Consider the following 16,177-nt stretch of genomic DNA (forward strand, 5'->3'; position numbering starts at 1 on the left):
TAATAACCGCATAAAAGCGTTGCACGCCAGGGGAATGGCGTGCAACGCTTTTGGGGTTCAGCAGAATACTTTTACCTATCGAGCACCGTGTAATTGATAGGTGCGTTTTCCCTTAGTTCCTTGTTGGCTTTCTCCACCTTAAGCTGGGTGAGCAGGAGAAGAATGATGAGGTTGACCGCTGCCGGGATCCATAGGTACATGATGTAGAGCATCTGTAGTGCAGATTCTGATTGCTCCGGTGCGTTAGCGACGTAGCCGCTGAAAGCGAGTAGCCAGCCAGCGAGCGCAGTGCCTACACCGCCACCGATCTTGACACCCAGTGAGGTTGCGGAGAACATGGTTCCATCTACCCTCTTCTTTTTGGAGAGGAAGGTGTATTCCGAGGCTTCAGCGATGAGTGCGTTGATGGTGCCCTGGAGGGGGCTCATTCCGATGGAGGCAATACCGGAGAAGACCAGCATCAGGGGGATATTGCCCATGTAGGCTGCCACGATTACAAGAACGCGGGCAACGAACGCGATGATGTAGCCGATGACGTTGATTTTGTACATGCCTTGGAATTTTTTCACCACGATGGGGGTGAAGAGCAGGCCAATGATGAGGGGGACGTTGATAGCCCAGGCGAAGGGGCCGAGGAGCTTGGCATCACCCAGGATATAGGTCATGAAGTAGATGCCCATGCTCAGTGTAGTGTTGAAAATTTGGTTGAGCAGGAAGACTGCAAGAATCAGGAGATAGAACTTGTTGCTTCCGAGCAGGCCGAGGGATTCTTTGAAGCTGTACTTCTCGGGAACAGGGTTGTTCCTCTCGTGAATGATGGGGATAGCCTGGGTTTCTTCTTCAAGGACTGATTTGGGGAGCTCCTTGACGGAGAAGACGGAGAGGGTATTGACGGCGAGGCCGATGAGGGCGTAGATGATGGCGATGGTGCGCCAGCCTTCTGCGCCGCCGCCGAACATTTCGACGCCTTGAACGGTGATGCTTTGAATGAGGAGGCTGGTGCCGAACGCAAACATGAAGCGGGTTGAACCCATCTGTACGCGCTCGTTACCGTTCTTGGTGATGAGTGAGGTGAGTGCGGAGTAGGCAATGTTGTTGGCGGTGTAGAACACGCCGTTGAGGAGGGTGTAGGCGATGAAGAACCAGGCGTACTGGGCGAAATCACCGAGTGATGGCGGAATCGCGAAGATGGCGATAATCATTGCGGCGCAGCCGACGTAGCCCCAGAGCATCCAGGGGCGTGCTTTACCCATGCGGGTGTTGGTTTTGTCGATCATTGCCCCAAAGAAGAGGTCGGAAACGCCGTCAAAAATCTTGGAGACAAGAATGAGGGTGCCGATAATTCCTGGGTTGAGTCCTACCGTGTCGGTAAGGTAAATCATCACGAATGATGCGAGGAAGGCGTAGACCACGTTGCCGGCGACATCGCCGGAACCGTAACCTACTACGTTGTACCATTTCAGGTATTTTGTTTCTTTCATTGTGTTACCTTTTGCCTGTTTCTCGCGCTATAGGGTGGGGGCGAGAGTGAAACCAAAGTTGATGTTTTGTGCGTTGAGTTTGTACTCGTCTAAGACTTCGGGGCCGCAGCTGTTAGACCCGATTCCGTTGTGGGCGTAGTCGAGGCAGAGGACTGTTGAGTCGGCTTCGACCAGCTCGAAATTATGGTTTTTGTTCGTCAGCTCTTCCTGCGTGTAGTGGGAGGCACTGAACGAGAAGGGGTGTTCGGAGGCTACAGAGAGCTGATGGTGGGGGCTTGATAGGTGGACGTAGTCGCAGTCGAATCGGCTACCGTTTTCCTGCGGCATGATGTAGTCCTCGTGGAGATCTTCGACGGAAGATTGGAAGGTGCCGTGGTAGCTTGCTTCATGTTTGTCGCTGTAGCTTTCATAGGGACCCATGCCGAAGTACTCAACATCGGCAAAAGACTTGTCGAGGAAGAGGCGAACTCCGAAGCGGGGGAGATCGGGGAATTCTGGGGCGCGTTCGATGTTGAATCGAGCGGTGATTTTTCCGTCGTTTGTGATGTTCCAGAGGACGGTGCCGGTGAAGATGGGTTGCACTGTGGGGGCTACCATGCTCAGGGTGCAGGAGATGGTGACACCGTTTTCGGTGTGCGTGTATCCACTGGTGTAGACCCTTGAGTAGGCCTGGTGGTAGTGCGCTTCTGCCCATTTGAGTTTGATGTACATGTCATTATCTGTGGGTGCCCGCCAGATATTGATGTTCATGGGCTGGGTGAGGAGGTTGTGGTCTTTGGTGGAGAGCTGGTCGAATACACCGGTTCGTCGGTTGAAGGTGTAGGTGAATCCATCGCCTTGGACGGTGTAGTGCTTACCTGTTTCGGTTACAGCGAGGTTCTGTGCGTTGTTGGTGGTGCCCAGAATATCTAGTGCCTTGGCATGGGTGGGGTTGATGGTGTGGACGGGTACTTCGTCGCGGCCGAGGAAGAGGCCTGTGGGAAGTAGGGGGAGGTCCTTCTTGAGAATGTATTCGATGTGGAGGTAGCAGCGTCCGCTGGTGAGCGAAGGTGCCTCAAGGTTAATGGTGGTTTCTTGGTGGGGGAGGAATGCCTGCTCAAAGTGGTAGGTGCCTGATGCTACTTCTATGCCGTCCTGGCTGAAGGTGTATTTCAGTTCTATGGCTTCTTGTGCGTCGGTGAAGTCAAGGTAGTTCTTGAGGGTGAGGGAGCCGGATACGGTGTCGAAGGAGACGACTCTGAGGGGGCGGTAGACGTTGCGGTATTCGAGGAGACCAACGTGGGGAGTGCGGTCGGGGTAGACAAGGCCGTCCATGCAGAAGTTTCCGTCGTGTACTTCTTCGCCGTGGTCGCCGCCGTAGAGGTATTTGGGTGTGCCATTTTCGGTGGTACCAGCGTAGATGGCGTGGTCGCACCATTCCCAAACGAAGCCGCCGCACATTGCCTGGTTCTGGTCGATGACCTGGAAGTAGTCTTCGAGGTTGCCGGGGCCGTTGCCCATAGCGTGGGCGTACTCGACGAGGAGGAAGGGCTTATTGGGGTTGCTGTTGAGGTACTGTTCGATGTCCTCGAAGGGCGGGTACATGCGGCTGTAGAGGTCGATGTTGGAGTAGTCGTAGCGGCGCTTTTTGTCGTCGTAGTAGGCGCTTTCGTACTGGGTGATTCGGGTGGTGTCGTAGGACTTGACCCAGGCGAGGGACTCTTCGAGGGTAACGCCGTAGCCGCATTCGTTACCTGCTGACCAGGAGACAATGCTGGGGCGGTTCTTTTCGCGGAGCACGCAGAGCTGGACACGGTCGAGTGTTGCTTCAGTCCATTCTGGGTTGTCTGAGATGCGTTCGTTCCAGTGATTTACCTGGTTGTCGAAGGAGCCATCTTCGAGGTACTGGACCTGGGTGCCGTGGCTTTCGTTGTCGGCTTCGCTCATGACGAGGAACCCGTACTCATCGCACATTTGGTAGAAGTAGGGGGAGTTGGGGTAGTGGCTGCTACGGATAGCGTTGAAGTTGTGCTGTTTGATGAGTCCGAGGTCGCGTTTGATGTGGTTGTAGTCCACGGTTGGGCCGGTGACGGGGTCGGAGTCGTGGCGGTTTACGCCGCGGAAGGTGATGGGCTTGCCGTTGAGCAGGATGACATTGTGTTCAATGCGAATGGTGCGGACGCCCACGCGTTCGGTGATGACCTCGTCCTGGGTTTTTAGGTGGAGGGTGTAGAGGTAGGGGTTTTCTGGGTTCCAGGTGTGGGCGTTAGGGATATGAAGGGTTGCTGAGTGAGTGAAGTTGGGGTTGGCAGCACTGGGTGTGAGCGTGGAGCTTGCTACCTCTTCGCCTTCAGCGTTGGTGAGGGTGAGTGTGGTGTGTGTTTCTTGGCTGAGGAAGTGTGCCGCGATGTTGAGGGTCGCGTCGCTGGTTTTTTCGTTGAGGTTGGTGGTGATGAAGTAGTCGTAGAGGGCGTGGCGGGGGCGGCTGAGAATGTAGACGTCTCGGAAGATGCCACTCATGCGGAATTTGTCCTGGTCTTCGAGGTAGGAGCCATCACACCACTTGTAGACAAGTACGGTGAGGCGGTTTGAGCCGTTGGTGAGGTATTCGGTGATGTCGAATTCGCTGCTTGCGTGGGATACCTGGCTGTAGCCGATGTAGCTTCCGTTGACCCAGAGGTAGAAGCATGAATCAACGCCTTCAAAGGTGAGGTGGGCGAGCGGGGCCTGCTGATCCTGGGTGTACTGGAAGTCTAGAGTGTAAAGACCGCAGGGGTTTTCGTGGGGTACGAAGGGTGGGTCAAGAGGGAAGGGGTATTTGAAGTTGGTGTACTGGTGGGCGTCGAAGCCCTGGGTTTGCCAGGCGCCCGGGACGATGATGGGGGACGCGTCGGTGTGGGCGTATGTGGCAGTGTAGAAGTCCTGTGGTAGTTCGGAATCGTCGTTGAAGTAGGTGAACTGCCAGGTTCCATTGAGGTTGAGGAAGCGGTCGGAGGACTCACGATTGTTCACCAGCGGGCCCATGTCATGGGAGGCAGGGACGTAGTAGGCCCGGGGGGCGAGGACGTTCTCGTGGAGAACGTTGAGGCTCTCGTGGTGCTTGGTGGGGTACATGCTCTCTTGTCCTTCCTGATGGAATTGGCTGAACCTCGGGTCCTGTTGCTATCGAGAGGGCTGAGGTTCAAGCCCTACGGTGTTCATATTAGTTCAAGATTGTTGCTTTTTGTAGATATCTGAACAAAAAATCGTTCCTTTTTGTTCAAAAGACTCATTTTGAGCATGTTTCAGCTCTGGAAATGCTTGTTTTTGTTTGATATTGTTCAGTTTAGAAGAAGTCGTTACAACCGGAATGAGGTTTAAGTGCTGGCTCAACAACGCCACAACGCAATCGTTGCAAAAGTACAGGAAAAAGGCACTGTTCAGGTCCAAGATCTGGCTGGCCTGCTGAATGTATCTGCGATGACGATTCGCCGTGACCTGGCAGAACTAGAAGAACAGGGGTTACTGAGCAGGGTTCACGGAGGTGCAACTATCTCTGAATCTACCCATGAGCCAATCTTTGCTGAGAAGACCACGCTCAACGCAGAGTCGAAAGCAAAAATTGCAAAGGCCGCAGCCCAGCTAGTCCGAAGCGGCCAATCAATTGCAATCGGCGGAGGGTCAACCAGCGCACGCCTTGCCCAAGAAATAGCTGCCCGCACAGAGCTTGAGAACCTCACCATCGTCACGAACTCCCTCCCCGTCTCTGACTTCTTCCACGGGTTAGCTGATACAAAGAACAAGCCCAAAGTGCTCCTTATCGGCGGTGAGCGCACACCCTCTGACGCCTTCGTTGGACCGCTTGCGGACGCAACCCTGGCAAACCTCAACATCGATGTTCTGTTTCTGGGTGCTCACGGGGTGACTCTGAAAGGCATGTACACCCCCAACATGAACGAGACCAGTACTAACAGAACTTTTATCGCAAACGCCCACGACACCGTGGCTGTTTTCGACTCCAGTAAATGGAATGTGGCTGGGCTATCTCGGTTTGCCTCCTGGGCAGACATCAACACCGTCGTCACCGACGAACTCACCCAGGAACGACACAACTTCCTATCCGACAACGTAGCTAAGGTGATTACCGCATGACCAACGTAAAAGTTACTAAAGGAACCCTCGCAGACGGGCGAGAAATCATCTTCTTCGATGACTCTGAACCCTACGTCTCAGGCCGGAAAACCCGAACCATCCGCGATACCCGCCCCCTGGAACCTCGCACTCTGCCTCCCCACGAAGCTGCCTGCGTGCGTACCGACCCTCTGACCGGCGAATCAATTGCTATCGCCGCTCACCGCAACAACCGAACCTTCCTGCCGCCTGCTGATGAGGACCCCCTGGCACCTGCTGGCGTAGGAACCGTACCCGGTGAAATCCCGGAAGAATCCTACGACGTTGTTGTCTTTGAAAACCGTTTCCCTTCACTGCAAGGGCCGCTAGAGACCCTCCGAGACGAGCCCCTTTTCAAGGAGACCACACCAGGCGGCCGTTGCGAGGTTATCAGCTTCACCTCAGACCAGTACGGTTCTTTTGGCTCCCTCAGCTATGAACGGGCACGCACCGTTGTAGAAGCTTGGACCCACCGCACCAAGGAGCTCTCAGCCCTCGACGGAGTCGTACAGGTCTTTCCTTTCGAAAACCGTGGAGAAGAAATTGGTGTAACCCTGCCCCACCCCCACGGTCAGATCTACGCCTACCCCTACATGCCGTCCTATACAGCTTCTGTTGCACGGCGAGCAGACGCATGGGCATCAGAAACCGGTGGAGACCTCCTGGGAGATGTTCTCGCTGCGGAACTTGCAGCAGAAGAACGAATCATTAGGAAAACCGACTCCTTTGTGGCGTATGTACCGTATGCCGCCAAGTGGCCTGTAGAACTTATGGTCATGCCCAAACGCCCGGTTCGTGACTTCACAGAACTTACCGAAGCAGAAAAAGACGAACTCACCGAGCTGTACCTAGACCTGTTGCATCGACTCGACAAATTCTTCGAAGGGGTAGACAAACTCCCCTACATCTCAGCCTGGCACCAGGCCCCCGTCATCGGCGGAAAAAACGTCTCACGCATGTACCTCCACGTTTTCTCCCTCCTGCGTGCCCCCGGAAAGATGAAATACCTGGCTGGCTCAGAATCCGCTATGGCCGCGTGGGTATCTGACACCACACCCGAGCGTATCGCCACCCGATTCAAAGAACTTGCTTCTGACGTATAAAGGAAACACACCATGCCTGCTATCTGGAAGAACACCGTACCTGCACAGACACTCCGCAAGAACGTCGAAGACCGCTTCTATACTTCCTTTGGGGAAGCCCCTTATGGAGTGTACTCAGCCCCTGGGCGCGTCAACCTTCTGGGCGAACACATCGACTACTGCGGTGGCACCGTCCTTCCCTTTGCCCTCCCCCAACGCACCTTCGTAGCAATGACCCCCCGCCAAGACGGAAAAATTACGGCAGTCACCGCTCAGGGTGATGCCGGTTCAACCGCCCCTGATAACAATACTGAAACCGTTCAGTTTGCTGAGGTGGGCACCCAGCCCCTCTCTGGCTGGCTCTCCTACGTTGCAGGTGTTCCCTGGGCTATGCAACAGCAAAAGCAGGGCGATTTTGCTGGTTTCTCGCCGGAAGGGTTCGGCGCCAACATCGCCATCGACTCTTCCGTCCCCCTGGGTGCAGGACTCTCATCATCAGCTGCCCTAGAGTGCGCTGTAGCTCTCGGCGTTGACGACCTGCTAACCGCCCAACAGCCCACTAGAGAACTTCTCGCCAGCACCGACCAGGGACGTGCCGCACTGGCCTCAGCCTGTATCCAAGCAGAAAACGACATCGCAGGGGCCTCAACAGGGGGCATGGACCAGTCAATTTCCCTCCGTGCAGAAGAAGGCTCCGTCCTCGCCATCGACTGCCGCGACTTCTCCACCCGCCCTCTTACCATCGATGTCGCCTCAGCCAACCTCTCCGTACTCGTGATAGACACCTGTGCCTACCACAACCTCTCCGACGGGCAATACGCCGCCCGACGGGTAGCAACCGAGGTTGCCCGCGAAGCCCTGGGCGTGAACCACCTCCGAGACGCTTTCCAGGGAACCCCCACCCTCAAAGAAGCCCAAGAACTCATCGAACAGTGGGATAACAACGTAGACTCCTACAACCTGCCCGACGGAACAGACCGGGCAGTAATCCGTGATGCCATACGCCACGTCTGGACCGAGATTGCCCGCGTTGAAGAATGTATCGCCCTCTTCGACAGCGTAAACTCACCAGCCGATGACGTATGGGAAAAGCTCGGTGAACTCCTCAACGCCTCCCACGACTCCCTCCGTGACCAGTACCGAGTCTCATGCCCCGAACTAGACACCGCAGTGAACGCCGCCCGCGAAGCAGGAGCACTAGGAGCCCGCATGACAGGAGGTGGCTTCGGTGGCTCTGCTATTGCACTGGTTCCTACTGAAAACCTGACGAACCTCGCTGAAGCAGTTGCAGAAGCATTCGACCGTGAAGGCTTCAACCCCCCAGAGTTCTTGGTAGCCACCCCCTCCCGATCCGCGGAGAAGGAGTAAGACCCTTCATGTCCACCTCCACCCAGAACCAGCCACAGGGAGCCGCAGTCACCCTCAAACACTCCGGCTACCAAGCAACAATTACCGAAGTCGGTGCAAACCTCTCATCGCTTACTTCCCCCAAAGGGCGCCAGCTCGTACTCCCCGCCCCACCACACAAAATACGAGAAGCCGCCCGAGGCGCCCTCCTCGCCCCCTGGCCCAACCGCATAGCAGAAGGCCGATACACCTGGAAGGGCGCCGAGTATCAGCTGCCCATCAATGAACCCACCCTTAGAAATGCAATCCACGGACTCGCTGACTGGACCCGCTGGGAACTCAACCAAGCAATTAACACCCCCGACTCATCATCAGTCACTGCCAATCTCCACCTAGTACCCCAACCCGGCTACCCCTTCCCCCTCAAACTCACCGCAACCTACACCCTCACCGCCCAAGGGCTCACCACAACCTTCACCGCACTCAATACTGGAGAAACAACAGCCCCCTACGCCCTCGGCGCACACCCCTACCTCATGGCAGGCACAGAACAGGAAACCCCCGGCGCAGTCGACTCATGGAACCTCACTGCTCCTGTCTCTACCTACCTCAAGGTCAACGAATCCATGATTCCCACCCAGGAACTCCCCCTCACCGAAGACCTCAATCTCGCAGATACACTCCCCCTCAAGGGCATAAATCTCGACCACGCCTTTGGAGGAATCCAAAAAACTGCTGGAGAAGCACACATCGTCCTCACCGCTCCCAACGGTGAAGCCACCCGACTAACAATCGGAGACGGTATCGAATGGTTGCAGTTCTATACAGACGGAACTCAGCGGCGAGCCCTTGCTGCTGAACCCATGACAGCCCCCGCAAACGCCTTCAACAGCGGCACAGACCTCATTGAACTAGAACCACACCAAAGCCACACCAGCTGGTGGCGAATCCAAGAAGACTAGGGGCAAACCGGCTGCATATAAAAGTGTGGGACTTTGCGCCATAGTGCCCTCATATTTTTTATGCCCGCCCTGCTGCAAATTTATGCACCCCCGCCCCCGCCCTGAGCGGTAAGGACGCTTGCCCCCGCCCGGGTCCCCCTGGCAGTTTGGCATAGCTTTACCGGCACCTGAATAAGTATCGGTAGAGCATGTCTGCCAGCTGGAGAACCTGCCCCGCCGCTGCCCCGCAGGCGGGTTATAGTGGTAGCGATTCTAGTGCGCCCGGCCACACTAGCCCCGGGCTTAGCCCGCACCCAACCTGCCCCGCGCACTAAGCCAGCTACCCGCGTCCTACCCCTGGAGAACCCGTGACTCAAGCCTTCTTCTCAGCTGACCCCAACCGCGTCATCGCCACCGGAGCCGACGGCGTCGAACGCGTCGGCCCCGTCAACGCCGCCGAAGTACCCCGCTGGGCCGGCCTTGCCACCTTCGCCCGCCTGCCCCGCCTGGACGAGGTCGAGAAAGCCGACATCGTCGTGGCCGGTATGCCCTGGGACTCTGGCGTCTCCTACCGCCCCGGCGCCCGCTTCGGCTCCAACCACGTGCGCGAATCCTCCCGCCTACTGCGCCCCTTCAACCCGGCTGCCAACATCTCCCCCTTCAAGGAAGCCCAGGTGGCCGACGCCGGTGACATCATCGGCAACCCCTTCAACATCGAAGAAGCCCTCGCCATGTTCGAGGCAGGAGCCCACGAACTGACCAAGGACGGCGCCCGCCTGGTCACCATCGGCGGCGACCACACCATAGCGCTCGCCAACCTGCGCAACCTGGCCAAGAAGCACGGCAAAATCGCCCTACTACACTTCGACGCACACCTGGACACCTGGGACACCTACTTCGGCGCCGAATACACCCACGGCACCCCCTTCCGCCGCGCCTTCGAAGAAGACCTGCTCGACACCGACGCCCTCTGCCACGTAGGCACCCGCGGCCCCCTCTACGGCACCGAAGACCTTGAGGACGACGCCCGCTTCGGCTTTGGCATCGTCACCAGCGCGGACGTCTACTACCTGGGCGTGCAGAAGGTCGTTGAGCTCCTGCGGGAGCGCATTGGCGATAAGCCCCTCTATGTCTCCATCGACATCGACGTGCTCGACCCCGCCCACGCCCCCGGCACCGGCACCCCCGAAGCAGGCGGCATCACCTCGCGTGAGCTGCTGGAAATTCTGCGCGGCCTGCGCGGGCTCAACCTGGTGGGATCCGAGGTCGTGGAAGTGTCCCCGGCCTACGACCATGCCGAACTGACCGGCATCGCCGCCGCCCACACCGTCTACGAGCTCATCTCCCTCCACGCTGCCGGTGTGGGTGCTGAGCCGACCTCCCCGGCGTCCGGCGTCGCTGATATTACCTACGGTGGCAAGGAGTAACCATGAGCAAGATTGCAGCCCTACTGGCCGAAGCCAACCCTGCCGAAGCCCGCATTATGCGCCACTTCGCTGACCGCGCCGCCGGGTTCCGCCCGTCCGCTGTGCGCGACGTCTTCGAGGTGGCCATGCGCCCCGGCATTATCTCCCTGGCAGGCGGCAACCCCGACCTAGACCTGCTACCCCTCGACCGACTTGGGGCTATGAGCGCCCGCATTATCGAAGAAGAGGGCCTGGAAGTCCTGCAGTACGGCTCAGGTGCCGGCCTTGAAGCCCTGGCCGAGCTGGTGTGCGACTTCATGGAATCGGAAGGTGCCCGCCCGGCGGTCGATGACATTCAGATGACCGCGGGCTCCCAGATGGGCCTGGACCTGGCCACCAAACTCTTCGTCAACCCCGGCGATGTAATCCTGGCAGAGGGCCCCACCTACACCGGCGCCCTGGGCGTCTTCGAGGGCTACCAGGCGGACGTCCGCCAGGTACCCCTGGACGCGGACGGCCTCGACCCCGCCGCCGTCGCCCAAGCTATTGAGGCGATTCGGGCTGAGGGTAAGCAGGTCAAGTTCCTCTACACCATCCCTAACTTCCAGAACCCCACCGGCATTTCCCTGTCGGACGAGCGCCGCGCCGAGCTGGTGCGCGTCTGCCGTGAAGCCGACGTGCTGATCGTTGAGGATAACCCCTACGGCCAGCTCTCCTTCACCGGGGAACGCCGCCGCTCCCTCTACTCGCTTGACCCCGAGAACGTGCTCTACCTGGGCTCCTTCTCGAAGGTTTTCTCGCCCGGCGTGCGCGTGGGCTGGATGGTTGCCCCCTTCCGCGTGCGTAAGTTCCTGCAGATTGCGGGCGAAGCTGTGACCATCTGCCCGTCGGTGCTCTCGCAGCGCCTGGTGCTGGGCTTCATGAGCGAGGGTCTGTGGGAGTCCCACACCCGCGCCACCGCCGCCCTCTACGAGGCCCGTTGCAAGGCCGTGCTGGACGCCTGCGAGAAGTACATGCCCGAAGGCACCACCTGGACGGTACCCGAGGGCGGCTTCTTCACCTGGCTGACCCTGCCTGCCGGTGGCAAGTATGAGGACGCGACGGACGCCCTCGCCCCCGCGATCGACGCCGGTGTGGCCTTTATTCCCGGCTCGGCTTTCTACGAGCCGGTAGTCGGTGAGGACGGGGTCGCCCGCAACCCCGGCGCCAACCAGCTGCGCATCGCCTTCTCAGCCATCGAGCCGGACGCCCTGACCGAGGGTGTGAAGAGACTTGCTGAGGTTTTGAAGGGCTAGAGCTCTTGGTTGAATGCGACTTCTTTTCCCGAGCGGGTGTTCAAGCGTCACCCGCGCGGGAAAAGAGGTCGCATTCGTCTGTGCAGGGTTCTAAGGCTGTGTGCAGAGTTTTCCCTGCACACACGCCAAGAAACCTGCACAGAGGCCTACGATGGGGCACCTTTCGTTAACCTCCCTGCCCCATACTGGTGCCATGCGTATTTTTGCTCACCGCGGGGCGTCCGGAACCCGCCCTGAAAACACCCTCGCCGCCTTTATCGCCGCCGCTGACTCCGGCGCGACCTGGGTCGAAACCGACGTTGACATTGCCGCCTGTGGCACGCCCGTCCTGCTGCACGACACCGACCTCGACCGTACCACCAACCTCACCGGCCTCCTCTACGGCTACACCGCCGAGCAGCTTTCCGGGGCGGACGCCGGTGCCTGGTTTTCGCCCGACACGGTAGGGGAGGCGGTGCCCACCCTGGCCCAGCTGATTGAGCTGGCCAATGAACGCGGGCTCAACCTCAATATCGAACTGAAATCTAACGAACAGGGGGCAGAGCGTTCCCGTCTGCTGGTTGACCGGGTCATTGAAGAGCTGGCCCGCCTGCAACCGGGGCGGGAGGTGATCGTCTCCTCCTTCAACCACCTGCTCCTGGCCGAGTTCAAACGCCGCGCCCCGCAGTATGCGGTGGGGGCCCTCTTCGTCACCGAGATGTTCCAGCCCGACTGGCGCTCCGTTCTAGAACTTATCGACGCCAGCGCCGCCCACCTGGAAGACCGGGGCTTGACCCGCGCTACCGTCCGCGCTCTGCGCGAAGCCGGGTACGAGGTCAACGTCTGGACGGTCAACAGCCCCGCCCGCGCCAACGAGCTCAAAAACTGGGGCGCCACCGGCGTCTTCACCGACTACCCCGAGCGGCTGTTGCACCTAGAGTAATCAGTAATCTATACCCCCTTGATTTTTCAATCAAGGGGGTGTAGATTTTAAAAATGAGCAAGCGATAGAAGCTTATTAAAATACTGCCGCCTGAGGCTCATGACTGGAGGTAGAAAAATGCAAGAAATTAAAGCAACAGCCCGTAAGGATGGACGCTGGTGGCTGGTTGATATCCCTAGCCTCGACAGCGCAGGCCAAGCTGCCAAACTTGATGATGTTGAGCGCGCTGCCCAGGAAGTGATTGAGCTGGTGACCGAGCAGAAGCCCGGTAGCTACAGGTTGCTCATTGACTACATCATGCCCGCAGATATCAGGATTATCTGGGAAGGCTCAAAAGAGCGCGACCGTAAAGCTCGTGAGGAGCAAGCTATTGCGGCTCGGCTGGCTCGGCAGACCGTGCAAGGGCTTCTTGACCGCGGGTATAACCAAAAAGAAACGGCAAAGCTGCTCGGCCTATCAAATCAGAGAGTTAACCAACTGACCCACAGCTAGAGAAAGCGTGCAGTAAATTCCACCGGGGTACTGTACGTGCCCGCCCTCACCGCCGCCACGCGGTCGGGGCGCGAGCGTCCGCACCCTTGGGCTTGATAGGCTTGAATTCCATGGTGAACAAAATTGGCTTTGACCGTGAGAAGTACATCGAGATGCAGTCTCGACACATCCAGGAGCGCCGCGAAGAAATCGGCGGCAAGCTCTACCTCGAAATGGGTGGCAAACTCTTTGACGACATGCACGCCTCCCGTGTGCTGCCCGGCTTCACACCCGACAACAAGATCGCGATGCTGGAGCAAATCCGCGACGAGGTAGAGATCCTCATCTGCCTCAACGCCAAGGACCTGCAGCGCAACAAAATCCGCGCTGACCTGGGCATTACCTACGAAGATGACGTGCTCCGCCTGGTCGACGTCTTCCGTGAGCGCGGCTTCCTGGTCGAGCACGTGGTGCTCACCCAGATGGAGGACGACAACGCCAAGGCCGTTGCCTTCAAGCAGCGCCTGGAGCGCCTGGGTCTGAAGGTTTCGCGTCACCGCGTCATTCCCGGTTACCCCACCAATACCGACCTGATTGTGAGCGAGGACGGCCTGGGCCGCAACGAGTTCGCGGAAACCACCCGTAACCTGGTGGTTGTTACCGCTCCCGGCCCCGGTTCCGGCAAGCTGGCAACCGCCCTGTCGCAGGTCTACCACGAGAACAAGCGCGGCGTGAAGGCTGGCTACGCCAAGTTCGAGACCTTCCCCATCTGGAACCTGCCCCTGGAACACCCGGTTAACCTGGCCTACGAGGCTGCGACCGTTGATCTCGATGACGCTAATGTTATCGACCATTTCCACCTGACCGCCTACGGTGAGTCCACCGTTAACTACAACCGCGACGTTGAGGCTTTCCCGCTGCTCAAGGTGTTGCTGCAGAAGATGACCGGCACTACCCCCTACCAGTCGCCCACCGACATGGGCGTGAACATGGCCGGTAACTGCATCACCGATGATGCTGCCTGCCGTTATGCCTCTGAGCAGGAGATTATTCGCCGCTACTTCAAGGCCCTGGTGGACGAGGCCCGCGGCGGCCTGGATTCCACCCAGTCGGACCGCGCTGCCGTGGTGATGGCCAAGGCCGGTATCAAGGAAACCGACCGCCCGGTCGTTACCCCCGCCCGCCTGCGCGAAGAAACTACCGGTGCCCCCGGTGCGGCGATCGAGCTGGCAGATGGAACCATCATCACCGGTAAGACCACCGACCTGCTCGGCTGCTCGGCTGTTGCCCTGCTCAACGCGCTCAAGCACCTGGCTGGCCTGGACGACAACAAGCACCTGCTGTCGAACGAGGCCCTGGAACCCATCCAGCGCCTGAAGACCCTGCACCTGGGTAGCCAGAACCCCCGCCTGCACACCGACGAGGTACTGATTGCCCTCTCAACCTCTGCGGCCCACGACGAGGACGCCCGCGCCGCCCTTGAGCAGATTAAGAACCTGCGTGGGGCTGATGTGCACACCACCACCATTTTGGGTTCGGTGGACGAGGGGATCTTCCGCTCCCTGGGCATGCTGGTCACCTCTGACCCCAAGTTCCAGAAGAAGGCTCTCTACCAGAAGCGCTAGGCTTCCCCGGTAGGGCTTCTGAGTAAGGACGCCGCCACCCGCGCCCCTGCCCTGAGGCAGGAAAGCGGGTGGCGGCGTCCTTGTTTAAGGTCTGCGGGTTAGCTGGTGTGGCCAAGTATACGAAGGTGGTGGGTGTGTTTTCTGCGTAGGTTTGATAGTTTCGAAATAGAAATATATTGCATATCTAATACTAATTACCGCTGTGAAGGGGAGACTAATGACTCAACAAACTGAAGAAACGCACTACGACTGGAACTCCCGCTCACCTGAGGTGCAAGCAGATCAGATTGCTGCTTACGACTCTATGCGCACCCGGTGCCCCGTTGCTCACGATGAGTTTATGGGCTACACCGTCTTCAAGAACGAGGACATTCGGTATGTGCTTGAACATCCTGAGCTTTTCTCTAACCGGGTATCAAACCGTCATATAGCGGTTCCCAATGGAATGGACGCACCGGAACACACTGCTTTCAGGGCTATCAACGATAAGTACTTCACCCCCGAGCGTATGCAGGCTTTTGAGCCGCAGATTCGTGAAGTGGTGCGGCAGCTTGTTCGTGATACTCCTCGTGGTGAGACGGTTGACATCATGGGGGAGTTCGCCACCCGCTACGCCATGCGCGTGCAAAATGCTTTCATGGGGTGGCCAGAGAGTCTTGAAGAAGCTTTGATCGCCTGGATGAACAAGAATCGATCTGCCACTCTTAAGCGTGACCGCGCTGAAATCGCTGCAGTTGCTTTAGAATTTGACGGCTACATTCGCGACCTTCTGAATGAGCGGCGGATGAACCCTGCGCTTCAGGACGTCACCGCCGAGCTCCTGCACGATCGTGTGGAGTTGCCGGGGCAGGAACCTCGCGTCATGACGGATGAAGAAATTGTCTCTCTCATTCGAAACTGGACGGTCGGGGAGCTGTCAACGGTTTCAGCTATCGTGGGAGTCATTGTGAACTTTTTGGGTGAGCACCAGGGTGAGGCTGACCGCTTGCGGCAGCATCCCGAATATATTGGTCATGCGGTGGAAGAGATCTTGCGTTTGCAAGATCCCCTCGTTGCTAACCGCCGTGTAACAACTGCAGATGTTGAAGTCGGCGGTCGTACGATTCCTGCTGGATGCCCGGTGACCATCAACTGGACGTCGGCTAACCGTGATGAGGATGCTTTTGAGGATGCCCTGGACTACCGTCCTGATCGTGATCAGTCGATGAATCTGACCTATGGAGCGGGAATTCACGTGTGCCCTGGGGCTCCTCTAGCTCGGTTGGAGCTGCGCGTACTGGTTGAAGAGTTGCTTGCAGCGACGGAGTCAATCACGGTGGAGTCTACCGTGAATGCTCAGTTCCCGGTGGCGGGTTATTCTTCGGTGAAGGTTGTCGTGAGGTAGATGAGGGCGGCGACGTCCGTAATCTGACGGCGCGCTGTCTCATCACCAACGTCCGTAATAACCCCGCACTTAAGCGTATAACCCCGCACTTAACT

The 16,177-nt window shown here is 58.1% G+C and carries 12 protein-coding genes; 10 read left to right on the forward strand and 2 right to left on the reverse strand.

Annotated features, from left to right (window positions below; translation table 11 throughout):
• Window positions 1-71: 71 nt before the first annotated feature.
• Together ACRCJM_RS01670 and ACRCJM_RS01675 are read right to left on the reverse strand one after the other, a co-directional pair.
• Window positions 72-1,481, reverse strand: coding sequence for an MFS transporter (locus tag ACRCJM_RS01670; RefSeq protein WP_237186320.1), 1,410 nt, complete (start codon window positions 1,479-1,481; stop codon window positions 72-74).
• Window positions 1,482-1,508: 27 nt separating this feature from the next.
• Window positions 1,509-4,574: a glycoside hydrolase family 2 TIM barrel-domain containing protein gene (locus tag ACRCJM_RS01675; RefSeq protein ID WP_431463557.1), complete on the reverse strand. Its 3,066-nt coding sequence runs from the start codon at window positions 4,572-4,574 to the stop codon at window positions 1,509-1,511.
• A 246-nt stretch (window positions 4,575-4,820) separates the two neighbouring features.
• On the opposite strand from ACRCJM_RS01675, the gene ACRCJM_RS01680 reads away from it, so the two are divergent.
• The 10 genes from ACRCJM_RS01680 (at window position 4,821) to ACRCJM_RS01725 (ending at window position 16,082) form a co-directional block, all read left to right on the forward strand.
• On the forward strand, window positions 4,821-5,591 hold the full coding sequence (locus ACRCJM_RS01680; RefSeq protein ID WP_237186317.1) for a DeoR/GlpR family DNA-binding transcription regulator: 771 nt from the start codon (window positions 4,821-4,823) through the stop codon (window positions 5,589-5,591).
• A complete protein-coding gene (gene galT / locus ACRCJM_RS01685) occupies window positions 5,588-6,712 on the forward strand; it encodes a galactose-1-phosphate uridylyltransferase (protein ID WP_237242632.1) in 1,125 nt (374 codons plus the stop codon). Before ACRCJM_RS01680 ends, galT begins: the two co-directional genes overlap by 4 nt.
• Before the next feature lie 12 nt (window positions 6,713-6,724).
• Window positions 6,725-8,059 carry a galactokinase gene (galK, locus tag ACRCJM_RS01690; protein ID WP_431463558.1) on the forward strand — a complete coding sequence of 445 codons (1,335 nt, stop codon included), beginning with the start codon at window positions 6,725-6,727 and terminating at the stop codon, window positions 8,057-8,059.
• Between the two features lie 8 nt (window positions 8,060-8,067).
• Entirely contained in the window at window positions 8,068-9,000 is a 933-nt protein-coding gene (locus ACRCJM_RS01695) for an aldose 1-epimerase family protein (RefSeq protein WP_237233678.1), read from the forward strand.
• Between the two features lie 386 nt (window positions 9,001-9,386).
• Window positions 9,387-10,406 carry an agmatinase gene (gene speB, locus ACRCJM_RS01700; protein ID WP_237209801.1) on the forward strand — a complete coding sequence of 340 codons (1,020 nt, stop codon included), beginning with the start codon at window positions 9,387-9,389 and terminating at the stop codon, window positions 10,404-10,406.
• A 2-nt stretch (window positions 10,407-10,408) separates the two neighbouring features.
• On the forward strand, window positions 10,409-11,680 hold the full coding sequence (locus ACRCJM_RS01705) for a PLP-dependent aminotransferase family protein (protein ID WP_431463559.1): 1,272 nt from the start codon (window positions 10,409-10,411) through the stop codon (window positions 11,678-11,680).
• 193 nt (window positions 11,681-11,873) lie between these two features.
• Window positions 11,874-12,602 (forward strand): glycerophosphodiester phosphodiesterase family protein, encoded by a 729-nt coding sequence (locus ACRCJM_RS01710; protein WP_431463560.1) that lies wholly within the window; start codon window positions 11,874-11,876, stop codon window positions 12,600-12,602.
• A 117-nt stretch (window positions 12,603-12,719) separates the two neighbouring features.
• Window positions 12,720-13,094 (forward strand): hypothetical protein, encoded by a 375-nt coding sequence (locus ACRCJM_RS01715; RefSeq protein WP_237199268.1) that lies wholly within the window; start codon window positions 12,720-12,722, stop codon window positions 13,092-13,094.
• Between the two features lie 110 nt (window positions 13,095-13,204).
• The gene (locus ACRCJM_RS01720) at window positions 13,205-14,698 is read left to right on the forward strand and encodes a DUF1846 domain-containing protein (protein ID WP_237196639.1); all 1,494 of its coding nucleotides are present in this window, start codon (window positions 13,205-13,207) and stop codon (window positions 14,696-14,698) included.
• Window positions 14,699-14,915: 217 nt separating this feature from the next.
• Window positions 14,916-16,082 (forward strand): cytochrome P450, encoded by a 1,167-nt coding sequence (locus tag ACRCJM_RS01725; protein ID WP_431463561.1) that lies wholly within the window; start codon window positions 14,916-14,918, stop codon window positions 16,080-16,082.
• Window positions 16,083-16,177 lie beyond the last annotated feature (95 nt).

This window comes from Rothia sp. L_38, assembly GCF_050689125.1.
Taxonomy (GTDB): domain Bacteria; phylum Actinomycetota; class Actinomycetes; order Actinomycetales; family Micrococcaceae; genus Rothia.